At 44.9% G+C, this 12,699-nt stretch carries 9 protein-coding genes; 6 read left to right on the top strand and 3 right to left on the bottom strand.

The window, feature by feature from the left end; genetic code table 11:
• Positions 1-118: 118 nt before the first annotated feature.
• Positions 119-2,152 carry a prolyl oligopeptidase family serine peptidase gene (locus F7Y48_RS14645; protein WP_316684950.1) on the top strand — a complete coding sequence of 678 codons (2,034 nt, stop codon included), beginning with the start codon at positions 119-121 and terminating at the stop codon, positions 2,150-2,152.
• 241 nt (positions 2,153-2,393) lie between these two features.
• Here the strand turns inward: F7Y48_RS14645 and F7Y48_RS14640 are convergent, their stop codons facing one another.
• Both F7Y48_RS14640 and F7Y48_RS14635 read right to left on the bottom strand, forming a co-directional pair.
• Positions 2,394-4,025, bottom strand: a complete 1,632-nt coding sequence (locus tag F7Y48_RS14640; protein WP_316684949.1) for an ABC transporter ATP-binding protein — start codon at positions 4,023-4,025, stop codon at positions 2,394-2,396.
• Between the two features lie 85 nt (positions 4,026-4,110).
• On the bottom strand, positions 4,111-4,608 hold the full coding sequence (locus tag F7Y48_RS14635; RefSeq protein ID WP_006741947.1) for a hypothetical protein: 498 nt from the start codon (positions 4,606-4,608) through the stop codon (positions 4,111-4,113).
• 186 nt (positions 4,609-4,794) lie between these two features.
• Between F7Y48_RS14635 and F7Y48_RS14630 the strand changes: the two genes are divergently transcribed.
• The 3 genes from F7Y48_RS14630 (at position 4,795) to F7Y48_RS14620 (ending at position 10,436) form a co-directional block, all read left to right on the top strand.
• A complete protein-coding gene (locus F7Y48_RS14630) occupies positions 4,795-7,155 on the top strand; it encodes an ATP-binding protein (RefSeq protein ID WP_316684947.1) in 2,361 nt (786 codons plus the stop codon).
• 294 nt (positions 7,156-7,449) lie between these two features.
• Complete coding sequence (locus F7Y48_RS14625) at positions 7,450-9,078, top strand: methyl-accepting chemotaxis protein (RefSeq protein ID WP_316684945.1); 1,629 nt, start codon at positions 7,450-7,452, stop codon at positions 9,076-9,078.
• Positions 9,079-9,476: 398 nt separating this feature from the next.
• Positions 9,477-10,436, top strand: coding sequence for a porin (locus F7Y48_RS14620; protein ID WP_085342566.1), 960 nt, complete (start codon positions 9,477-9,479; stop codon positions 10,434-10,436).
• Positions 10,437-10,558: 122 nt separating this feature from the next.
• Here F7Y48_RS14620 and F7Y48_RS14615 read toward each other — a convergent pair whose 3' ends face one another.
• Positions 10,559-11,305, bottom strand: coding sequence for a flagellar brake protein (locus F7Y48_RS14615; protein WP_043884593.1), 747 nt, complete (start codon positions 11,303-11,305; stop codon positions 10,559-10,561).
• Between the two features lie 127 nt (positions 11,306-11,432).
• Here F7Y48_RS14615 and F7Y48_RS14610 point away from each other — a divergent pair, with 127 nt between their 5' ends.
• On the top strand, positions 11,433-11,708 hold the full coding sequence (locus F7Y48_RS14610; RefSeq protein ID WP_006741945.1) for a GNAT family N-acetyltransferase: 276 nt from the start codon (positions 11,433-11,435) through the stop codon (positions 11,706-11,708).
• A 2-nt stretch (positions 11,709-11,710) separates the two neighbouring features.
• Positions 11,711-12,685, top strand: coding sequence for a phosphotransferase (locus F7Y48_RS14605; RefSeq protein ID WP_373925373.1), 975 nt, complete (start codon positions 11,711-11,713; stop codon positions 12,683-12,685).
• Positions 12,686-12,699 lie beyond the last annotated feature (14 nt).

The following is a 12,699-nucleotide window of genomic DNA, read 5'->3' as shown; positions in this document are numbered from 1 at the left end:
CTTCATAGATTTAAAACAATGTCGTTGAAATCAATATTGGGTGCTCTAAGGTAATCACCGCAATAAAACGATATGAAAATAAACAACTTAATAAAAACAACGGAGTAACACGGACGTTATGCATTACCCAAAAACACGTAAAGATTCTGTCGTGGACACTTACTTTGGTCACGACATTGCCGACCCTTATCGCTGGTTAGAAAATGATCGCAGCGAAGAAACCGCACAATGGGTTTCGGGTCAAAACTCAGTGACCTTCGATTTTCTTGGTCAGATCCCGTATCGCCAACAAATCCGTGACTTGGTCGCGAACAGCCAAAACTACGAAAAATATTCCCAGCCATTTGTACGTGGTGACTACACCTATTTCTACAAAAACGACGGTTTGCAAAACCAAAGCGTATTGTATCGCCGTAAAGGCGAGGGAGAAGCCGAAGTCTTCCTTGACCCAAATACGTTCTCTGAAGAGGGCACGACCTCTCTTGGCGAAGTCAGCTTCTCGAAAGATTATCGTTTGGTCGCGTATTCCATCTCGGAAGGGGGCAGTGACTGGCGCAAGATCTTTGTTATTGATGCGGAAACCAAAGAACAGTTAGAGCCTGAGATTGTGGATGCGAAGTTTACGTCGATTTCTTGGCTGGGCAGCAAAGGCTTCTATTACTCAAGCTATGATAAGCCGCAAGGCAGTGAGTTATCTGCGCGAACTGAACATCACAAGCTTTATTATCATGAACTTGGTACACCTCAGTCTGAAGATAAAGTGATTTTCGGTGAGTTGGATACGCAGGTTCACCGTTATGTGTCTGGTACCACGACGACGGACGATCGCTTCCTCATTATTTCTGGCGCAGAATCCACATCGGGTAATCGTCTGTTTTATATCGATTTACAGTCTGAGTCCCAAGCGATTGTGACGCTTCGTGATACAACGCAAGGCGACACCTACTTGATTGATAGTCAAGACGAAACCTTGCTGCTTTACACCAACCTAGATGCGCCGAATGGCAAAGTTGTCAGCTACAACACCCGAACAGCGCAATGGATGGATGTGATTGCTGAACTAGAACAGCCGTTAGAAATCAGCAAAGGTGGCGGTTATCTGTTTGCGACTTATATGGTGGATGTGCTTTCTAAAGTGCAGCAGTTTAACTATCAAGGTGAGTGGATTCGAGATGTTGAACTGCCGGGAGAGGGCACGGCTTATGGTCTAGCGGGTAAAAAAGAAGAAACAACGCTGTATTACACCTTTACTAACTACGTGACGCCACCGACGATCTTCTCATTTGATGTTGAGTCTGGTGAATCGACGCTGTTTCAAGAATCAAAAGCGCCATTCGATCGCAGTGAGTATGAATCAAAACAGGTGTTCTACACCTCAAAAGATGGCACGCAAGTTCCGATGATCATCTCATACAAGAAGGGCATCGCGCTTGATGGCAGTGCGCCAACCATGCTGTATGGTTACGGCGGTTTTAACATCAGCCTCACTCCAATGTTTTCTGGCAATGTGGCCAACTGGCTAGAGTTGGGTGGTATTTACGCTGTCGCCAACTTGCGAGGCGGCGGTGAATACGGTAAAGCCTGGCACAACGCAGGCACTCAGCAGCAAAAGCAAAACGTGTTTGATGACTTTATTGCGGCGGCGGAATACCTGATTGAAAACGACTACACTAGCTCCGAGCGTCTAGCGATTCGTGGTGGTTCAAATGGCGGCTTGTTGGTTGGTGCGTGTATGACGCAACGTCCTGAGTTATTTAAGGTGGCGCTGCCAGCTGTAGGTGTGCTTGATATGCTCCGTTACCACACGTTTACGTCTGGAGAAGGCTGGAAGTATGACTATGGCACGTCTGAACAAAGCGAAGCGATGTTCCAATACTTGCTTGGCTACTCTCCTGTTCACAATGTAAAAGAAAACGTGCAGTATCCTGCGACATTGGTGACAACTGCCGATCACGACGATCGTGTGGTTCCAGCACATTCGTACAAGTTTATTGCGGAGCTGCAAGACAAGCAGCAAGGCGCTAATCCAGTATTAATACGCATTGATGTCAATGCTGGACATGGTGCAGGGATGCCGTTGAGTAAGCAAATTGACCTCACCACAGACGTGTATGCATTTACGTTATACAATATGGGTATTGAGTCGATTTAATGCCTTAGTTACTCGAAGCTTCTGAGAATAAAAAATGCCGCGACTCTGTCGCGGCATTTTTCATGGTTGGGGGAACTCAATTCATACTGTTTACCAGTATTTGAGTCAGGTTGACTAAGTCTGACTCTTGAACCAACCAGTCTCGGCGGCCAAACCGAAAGGCAGCTATGCCATTCTTAAGACAAGATGAAATCATCACCTTTTCTTAATCCTAGTTTATGAATATGAAACTGTGATGAACCTAAGCCGCATTGTGCTGATTTTCACTGTTTTCAAGATCAAATGAGGCATCTATCAGTTTTTTCGTGTAGTCATTTTTAGGGTTTTGGAAAATATTTTCGGCTGTACCTTGTTCCATGACCTCGCCTTTTTGCATGACAAGAACACGATCAGAAAGGGCTTTGACGACTGATAGATCGTGGCTAATAAACAAGTAGCCAATGTTATGCTTTTTCTGCAAATCTTTCAGGAGATCAATCACAGTCAGTTGAACCGAGCGGTCCAATGCAGAGGTCGGCTCATCAAGCAAAATAAACGAAGGTTCAAGGATCAGTGCTCGCGCGATAGCAATACGCTGACGCTGGCCTCCTGAAAACTCGTGCGGATAGCGGTTGATGGACGCGGGATCTAAGCGAACCTCTCGAAGCACGTCGCGTGCTTTCTGCATACGTTCTTTTTTACTCAACGTTGGCTGGTGGACAGTTAATCCTTCAGTGATGATCTCGCCGATAGTCATACGAGGAGAAAGCGAACCATAAGGGTCTTGGAACACCATCTGAACGTCTTTTTTCAGCTCAAAACGTTCTTTGTTTGTCAGCAAAGCCATATCTTGGCCTTTGTATTCGATTTTACCTGTGGATGGCAGGAGGCCTATCAGTGCGCGGCCGAGGGTAGACTTGCCTGAACCGGATTCCCCAACAATCCCGAGTGTTTCCCCTTGTTTGAGCTCAAGAGAAATGCCTTTTACGGCTTCGAAGTACTCATTTTTACTGGCAATAAAATGCGACTTTATCAAGAATTTGACTCGTATATCGTCAGCTTTTAATAGTTGTGTAGCACTCTCGCTAATAGGGTCCTTACTGCCTTTTGGAATCGAGTTGATCAGCATACGTGTGTATTCGTGCTTTGGGTCTTCGAAGAGTGTTTGCGTTTCGCCTTCTTCGACGACTTCCCCTTTACACATCACAATGACACGGTCGGCAAAGTGTTTTACGACGCCTAAATCATGAGTAATAAATAGGATTGCCATGCCCATCTGAGCCTGAATTTCTTTAATCAGGTGCAGCACTTCTGCTTGAACCGTGACATCTAACGCGGTGGTTGGTTCGTCGGCAATTAAAATATCGGGTTCGTTAATCAATGCCATTGCAATCATGATGCGTTGCAACTGACCGCCAGAAAACTCGTGCGGATATTTGCTGTACGCTTTCTCTGGCTCTGGCATGTGAACCAGTTCAAACAGCTCTAACACTCTCGCTTTGGCTTTCCGTCTATCCACTGGACGGTGGCACATGATGGCCTCAGCAACTTGGATCCCCACCCGCATGTATGGGTTCAGTGAGGTCATCGGCTCTTGAAAAATCATACCGATACGATCACCGCGAATGCTTTGCATTTCACGCTCCGTTTTATCCAAGATGGAGCTACCCTCAAACATGATGGATGAGTTCGTATGCAAAATAGCGTTGTCTGTCAATAGTTTCATCAATGCATTGGTTGATACTGACTTGCCAGACCCAGACTCGCCAACGATGGAAAGCGTCTCGCCTTCTTTTAAATCGAAGCTAACATTCTTTACTGCATCGACGATCCCATCGTTTGTCGTAAAGCTGACCGATAGGTTATTCACCGAAAGAATGGTTTTAGAAGACATCACAGATCCTTGTGGTTGGTAAAGCAAATGATACTCAAGCAATGGACAGCACAAACCTAGCTGGCCTCAATGCTTGGGCTTTAGATTAATTATAAAGGTGAGAAGGCGAAGGCTTTGCCGAACTCATCGCTTGCAAATGCAAAAACTGCTCATGTGCGCGCGTCACATGGTCTAGCTCAATCATCCATTGAGCATTGCGTTGAGCAGAGCAAAATGCCGCCATATGAGCTAACAAGTCTTCACTTTGTTGACCAAGTAAATGACCCACACGCTCAATAAGTTCATGATTCTCTAGTTGCAAGAATTGGAACAGTGCGTACGTTTGATTGAGTGTTGAAAAAGCATCGTGCTGCAATCCGAGTTTGTTGAGAATCTCCGATTGTGCGACGCACGCATCTCTCAGCCCGGTGATGAGACAGACAAACTGACAAGGTTTGGTTTGAGCATTTTCGAGCGCCGAATGAATGTGGTTCGGTAGATTGCTGAGTACATCGTCGTATAAACGATGTGCCTCGGGCCAGTGGCCTTGTTCCATCAATTGCTCTGCTTTTAAGTAGCGCATCCAGCATTGCTCAATATTCATGTCCATCTCCACAAGAGTTGATTTGCTTTGATATTAAATGAAATTGATTATCAATTGCAAGTGCGTATTGATATCACTTTTATGCTCATAAAATGTCCAATCAAACTAGGGTGGAAGGTAAATCACTTAAAATTAAGCAAATAATCTCTACACTCAAATGACGAAAATAAGAAAAAGGAAGTGGATATGGCAATACTAAGATTGGAAGCTAAGCAGCTATATTCTGTAGCAGATCTAGAGAATATGCCATGTAAGTCGACCAAGGAGTTACCTCCAATTGATGAGATTGTGGGCCAAGAGCGCGCGCAAAAAGCGGTCGAGTTTGCGATGTCCATCAAAGAGAAAGGGTATAACATCTACGCCATTGGTCAGAATGGGCTAGGTAAACGCACCATGATCCTGCGCTATCTGAATCGTCACCAGCACGATGCAGCAGCCTTGTTTGATTGGTGTTACGTTGCGAACTTTGAAGATACCCGCACACCCAAGGTATTGAAGCTGCCTTGTGGTATCGGGAATAAGTTACGTGTTGATATTGAAGCCTTAATGGGCAAACTACTGAATGCTTTACCCCTAGCGTTCGACAATGAAATGTACTTTAGCCGCGCTGAGCGATTAAAAAATCAATTGGCAGCGAAACAACAAAACGAGCTGGACCGCATTAGCCGAGAGGCAAAAGAGAAAGGCATTAGCTTGACGCTTACCACACAAGGCGATTATCAGTTTGTCGCCATGAATGGTGACGAGCTTCATACGGAAGAGTCTTTTGATGCACTAAGTAAGAAAGAGCAAGAGCAGTTCAGCGATGCTATTGATGAACTCGAAGTGCGATTACGCTCGATGGTCCGTGAGCTCACGGAGTGGGAAGAGACGTACAGCGATAAAATCAAAAAGCTTAATGATGAAGTGACGCTCGATGTGATTACTCACTTCATCAAAAAACTCAAAGTGGATTACGCGGAATATTCTGAAATCAAAACGTACTTAACTGAGCTGCAAAAAGATATTGTTGAAAACGCAGATATCTTCCTTGATCAAAGTGGTGAGCAAGGCGAAATTGCAACGGCGTCGTTGGATAAAAAATTGCCACGTCGTTATAAAGTGAACGTCTTGGTAAGCCGCAACAGCAGTGACTTTCCTATCGTTGTTGAAGAAAACCCCAATTACCATTCGCTCTTCGGTTCGATTGAGACTGCCACTTTCAAGGGAACCGTGTTTACCGACTTTTCGCTGATTCGTGCGGGGAGTTTGCATAAGGCGAATGGTGGCGTTCTGTTAATGGATGCACAGAAAGTGCTTGAACAGCCTTACGTTTGGGATGGTTTGAAGCGCGCACTGCGTGCTCGTCAATTGAGCTTTACCTCCCTAGAAAAAGAAGTGACATTGACAGGGGCGGTATCACTCGATCCCGAGCCTATCCCGCTCGATATTAAAATCATTCTGTTTGGTGACTACCGAACTTATCAATTGCTGCAGCATTACGATCCAGAGTTCAGTGAGTTGTTCCGAGTGACAGCGGATTTTGAAGATGAGATGAAGCGAACGCCAGAGTCGGAACTGCACTATGCGCGCTTTATTTCTAGCGTCGTGAACGATAACAATATGCTGCACTGTGATAGAAAGTCCATGGGACGGATTATCGAATACAGTTCACGCTTGTCTGGTGATCAAACCAAGCTATCACTCCACTCTGCCAATATTGCGAATTTATTACGTGAGTCAAACTACGTTGCTCGTCAAGCCAACTCCAACATGATCCGTATCGGTCATGTGGAAGAGGCGCTCAAGAACCAAGAAATGCGAGTGAGCCGATTACGCGACAGCGTGATGGAAACGTTTGTTAACGGTACAACCTTGATTCGCACTGAAGGGAAGGCTATCGGTCAAGTGAATGCCCTCTCGGTATTAAGTACCAGTGACTACATGTTTGGTGCGCCGAATCGCATCACCGCGACGACGTGTTACGGCGATGGAGATGTTATCGATATCGAACGCAGTGTGGATTTGGGCGGCAGTATTCACTCTAAAGGTGTGATGATTCTATCGGCCTACTTGTCTTCCGTATTTGGTAAAACGGCGCGAGTACCATTAACCACAACGATTACGTTTGAGCAATCTTATGGTGGTGTCGACGGTGATAGTGCCAGCATGGCAGAGCTATGTGCTGTAGTGTCTGCTTTTTCAAAGCAACCAAACCGACAAGACATTGCGATTACAGGCTCGATGAATCAGTTTGGTGAAGCTCAGCCGATTGGTGGTGTGAACGAAAAAATTGAAGGCTTTTACGATGTGTGTGTGATTAAAGGTCGTCATGAAGGGCAGGGGGTCATTATCCCGCAATCTAACGTTCACAACTTGATGCTCCGTTCCGACGTCGTGAAAGCAGTAGAAAAAGGTGAGTTTAATATTTGGGCGATTGATCATGTCACTGAAGCCATCGAGCTGTTCACGGGGAAAGTCGCCGGTGAGCCAACCGATGAAGGTTCTTATCCAATAGATACGATTTTTGGCCTTGCTCAAGCTAAGCTCAATTCGTTGAGAAAATAGCCTAAAACAGCCCTAAATGTGAATGTATCTCATCATAAGTGATCACAATTTATCATAACGACAATATCCCGACACTACTGTCGGGATATTGTCAATAACAGATTGAAAATGGGGACTTTTTGTACTAGACAAAAGTGTGATCGACCTCTAATATTCGCCACTTGTTTATTCGTCTGGGAACTTTCCCGTCGCAAGGAAGCATAGATATTCAAATAACCGAAATGCAGCTTCAGTATTGAGAGTTACTTGAGTTCGTTTGGATATAGGCATCACGCATACAACTGAGGTCCAGTCATGCAGTTATCACTGAAAAATTTGTCAGTACGAACGCAAATTTTGGTTCCGGTATTATTTACCGCGATTGTTTTGTTTATTGCTTTGTGGATTACTAAAAACAATCTTCAAGATGAGCAAGATGTTATTGCTTCCAACCAAGAGTCTTTGGTTTTCCATAAAGACACTTTGGCGCGTATTGACGATGAAATTTATCCACTTCGTATTACAGCGGTTTACGCTATCTACGACGCTTCCCGTCGTGAAAATTTTCTTAATGAATTGAAAGAAGGCTTAAAGCAGGTTGAGGCTGATTTAAGTGCGATTGAATCTCGTAATCTGTTTCGTGAAGATGCGATTAAAGTTCGCCAAGCGATCGAAGCCTATGTTCGATATTCAGAGCGCTCAGTGGCTTTCTTTAACCAGTACGATCAAGGCTTGAAATCGGACAGTGAGTACCGTGCATTCATTAAAGAGTACCGTAATGTTGGCCGAGAAATGGTTCAACAAATCAATACTCTGTCGAAGCATGTGAATGACCAAGCAGAGCAGTCAACCATAAGAAGCCATCAACAGAATGAGCGTGTACAAAACAACGCTATGCTGACAGTTCTTGCGGTATTTGCGTTCTCATTGGTCGGGGCGTGGATCTTATCAGGCATGATTGTTACGCCTATTCAAAAACTTCAAGAAGTGATGCGTCAGTTGGCAATGGGCAACTTATCAGTTCGCGCAGATGTAGATGGTGATAACGAAATTGCGAAGCTGAGCAAAGATGTTAACCAAACAGCAGAACAGCTTTATAACACGGTCGACCAGCTTACTCGCATCAGTGAAGAGGTTGCATCGGCATCGACTGAGCTTGCCGCAGTAATGACGCAAGCAGAAGCGAATGCTCAGCTAGAGCTAGCCGAGATCGAACAAGTCGCATCGGCTGTTAATGAACTTGCTAGCACGGCAAACAACGTGAGCGATAACGCAACGTCTGCGGATTCGACAGCTCGCGAAGCTGATGGCCTTGCACAATCAGGTCTGGCTATCTTCCAAGAGAGCGCAGAAGCAAGCGCACAGATGTCTCAGGCATTGAACGATGCAGCGCAAGTGGTACTGCGTTTAAAAGAGCAGTCGGTTCAGATCAACGACGTTATTGAAGTGATTCGCGGTGTCTCTGAGCAGACCAACTTACTCGCATTGAACGCTGCGATTGAAGCAGCGCGTGCTGGTGAGTCTGGTCGTGGTTTTGCGGTTGTTGCGGATGAAGTACGTATGCTCGCGGCACGCACGCAAGACTCGACTCAAGAGATCCAAACGATTATTGAAGAACTTCAAGCGCAGTCTGGGCTTGCGAATGACAGCATGCAAGTCAGCCTTGATATGCTCAGTCGTAACAACGAACTGACGCAACAAGCGAATGAGGCATTGGTTGGTATTACCGAGTCGGTAGCCAACATTAACGATTCAAACACGCAAGTGGCAACCGCAGCCGAAGAGCAGTCTCAAGTCACTCAAGACATCAACCGCAACGTGGTTAACATGTCTGAACTGGTTAACCAGAATGTGGCGGGTATTAGTCAAAGCGCAAGCGCGAGTACGGAACTTTCATTACTCGCAGAGAAGCAGAAAGAGCAATTGAGCTTCTTTAAGCTTTAATTCGCTATTCGCCTAACAAAATGTATAAATCCCTGAGCTATTGCTTGGGGATTTTTTTGTTTGTGAGAAACTGATTTAAAATCAGGAAGTCTATCTAAAACAGTCATTTAGTGAAAATATTTTGCGAGTAAAATCACATATAATGAGATTGTTTTTACATTTTTTGCGTCAAAATTTTTTTGACGCGAACGATTTTTTTACCTCAACCGATAACTTGATGGTTGAGAGGTATTCATATCGTCATTTTACTTGGTGTTTTCTTCTATAAGTGCTGTTTATTCAACGCGTTGCGTGAAAAATAACAGCTGCTACTATGCCGCCAGTTTTCTCGTTGGTACAGAAAAGTCCTGTTTTTCTGGTGAGAAAACACATATAAAACAATGATATGGAAAATAACAATGAAATTAAAAACTTTAGCTGTAGCAGTGGCGCTAATGGCATCAGGATCTCAAGTTGTCGCTTCAGAACTATACAACCAAGATGGCACTTCTCTTGAGATGGGCGGCCGCGCTGAAGCGCGTCTTTCTATGATGGATGGTAAGGCAAAAGACCGTACTCGCATCCGTCTTAACTTCCTAGGCAAACAGGAAATCAATGAAAATCTATACGGTGTTGGTTTTTGGGAAGGTGAGTTCGAAACAAAAGAAGAAGGTGCCGTAGATAACAACAGTGATCTTGAAACTCGTTACGCTTACGCAGGCCTAGGCGGTAAATACGGTGAATTAACTTACGGTAAAAACGACGGTGCATTATTCGTTCTTACTGACTTTACCGATATTATGGCTTACCACGGTAACACTGCAGCACTTAAACTGCCTGTATCTGACCGTACAGACAACATGCTTTCTTACAAAGGCCAATTCGAGCAACTAGCTGTACGTGCTAGCTACCGCTTTGCTGATCGCACAACAGATGCAAAAGGTTTTACAGACAACGAGGAAGATGGCTTCTCTCTATCTGGTATCTACGCATTTGCTAATACTGGTATTGAACTAGGTGCTGGTTATGCAGACCAAAACGATAGTGATGAGTTCATGCTTGCTGCTGCATACTCTGTAGGTGATTTCTACTTCGCTGGTAACTACACAGGCGCAGACGTGGATGTTGCAGGTGAGTCTGCGGATTACAAAGGCTACGAACTAGCTGCATCATACACTATGGGTCAAACTGTATTTACTTCTACGTTCAACAAAGGTGAGCTAGAAGACGCAGATACTGTAGAAAACCTAGCTGTTGATGTTACTTACTACTTCAAGCCTAACTTCCGTGGCTACGCATCATACAACTTCGATCTAATGGATAACGAAGGCGCTGATGAAAAAGATGAGCTAGCGCTAGGTCTACGTTACGACTTCTAAGTCGAAACTGTTATCTAAGACTCTGCCTTATTCTTAGTAAACAAAACCCCTTACTTTACAGTAAGGGGTTTCTTGTTTTCCGGGTATCAAAACTGGCCGATGCTTGGTGCTCGTTATCAAAGCTACCTTTTTAGTGTGAGTTTAGTCCCATCAAATTTTAGGTGACTCAGGAGACTTTTAGCGTTGGTTTTACCAACTTCATCAAACTCCATTCCATAGCGAGCATGGTGTGTCGATTTTTGTAAGTTACAAATACGACCTCGCAATGGCGCGAGCATGTGGCTTTCACCGGGCATGGTTAGGTCCAATGAAACGCGATCACCAACCTGAAGTGGTCGGCTCATTGGTGATGTCACAAAGCGGCACCCACTACGAGATAAATCTCTTATCTCGCATTCAGTTCGATAGGCTTCTAAACAAACGCGCGCCCTCAAATTCACTTCGTAACGTACTTCTTTACGAAGCTGAAAGACCTGCATGGTGTTAGGTAGACTTAGCACTAAAATTGGATACGGGTCGCCGAGTCGGTGCTGCAATTGCGCCCGAAATGGAATGACAGCACCTTCCCCTCGATGAGAGTACGCTTTTACATTGATCCAAAAGCCTTCTTGAAAATAGAATTTCAAGTCCTCATCGGAGATGTTCGGAACCTCTATCAATGCGGTATTATTTGAGTGACAGCCGACAAATGTGCTGGTTGTAATAAACTTGGTACCAACAGGTGTCGTGACGTTTAAACTTACTTCACTGCCATGTTCGACCATTGCCATTGCATCGGTGCTATTTAGTGTACTTGCCTGACGTTCGGGTGCCTTCTTGCTTTGCAGAGGTAGTTTGCCGTCTCTGGCAATAGGGCTCATATTTCTCATTATTATTGTCGTACCTGATTTGAGAAGGTAATGGCGTGAAGTGACAGAGCACTTCCGCATGGTGTTGATTCTATTCAGTGATATAGTTTGATTCAATCAATCCGTAACAAAAATTAGAGAGCAAGATATGCATAAAGTAACTCATGAAGTTGAAAACAACACATTTTGGGTTGATTTAGAACAAGGTTATAAAGCCAAGGTGGTTTATCAGCTTGAGAACAATGTCATGCACATCACATCAACCGTAGTTCCTGAAGCATTACGAGGTAAAGGGTACGGAAAAGTGATGATGGAAGCGGTATTGCCAGAAATTGAGGCACTCGGTTACCAAATCAAACCAGTCTGTCCATATGTCATTCATTATATGGAGAAAAACCAAGCGTGGTCACATCTGCTTGCATGATGATGAACGACAACCACCAACGTTACCAAAGCATTGGCCAGGAGCTAAAGCTTGGGAATTATCAATCGGTAGAAGTCATACAATCGCTATGGGGAGGCTATGGTGAGTTAGTCCGAGTTAATTATTCAACTTGTTCGGTGATCATTAAGCATGTAAAACTCCCTAAGCCTTCAGAGCACCCAAGAGGTTGGAATACGGACCGCTCTCACCAAAGAAAGCTGCACTCTTATCAGGTGGAAGTGAATTGGTATACGCATTTTTCCAGAGAGGTGAGCACTCGCTGCCGAGTACCACAAGGTCTAAAAACGTTCCAATCGGAGAATGAATGGCTCATCGTGATGGAAGATCTCGCCGAGGCGGGCTTTCCAAAAGTCATCACCGATGCAAAGCTAGAGCATCTACGAGCCTGCCTTGCTTGGTTGGCGAACTTTCATGCGCGCTACATCGGTGTTCGCTCGGATAAGCTGTGGCATAGCGGCACGTATTGGCACTTGGCAACCAGACCCGATGAGCTTGAGGTGCTGCAAGACACCGAGCTAAAAGATGCCGCTCAATTAATTGATCAAACGCTTTCGCAAGCCAAGTTCAAGACGCTTGTACACGGTGATGCCAAATTGGCGAACTTCTGTTTTGATCGAGAAGAATCAAGCGTTGCTGCGGTCGACTTTCAATACATCGGACATGGCTGTGCGATGAAAGATGTAGCACTGTTCATGAGCAGCGCCGTCAAGCCAGAACGTTGTGCAGAGATGGAAGTTTGGGTCTTGGATACGTATTTTGCTCAGTTGCAACAGGCGTTAATGGTTTATCAGCCGAATCTTGACCCCAATGAAGTCGAGCGCGAATGGCGTCCTTTGTTTGCGGTTGCGTGGGCTGACTTTCAACGCTTTGTGAAAGGCTGGAGCCCTGATCACTGGAAGATCAATCCTTACACAGAAGCATTGACTAGCAGAGCGCTGGCTCACTTAGGAAAGTGAGTAGAAGTTTAAAA

The organism is Vibrio sp. 2-1-2a (assembly GCF_032648565.1).
Taxonomy (GTDB): domain Bacteria; phylum Pseudomonadota; class Gammaproteobacteria; order Enterobacterales; family Vibrionaceae; genus Vibrio; species Vibrio diabolicus.
This window is presented reverse-complemented; position numbering and strand designations above follow the sequence as displayed.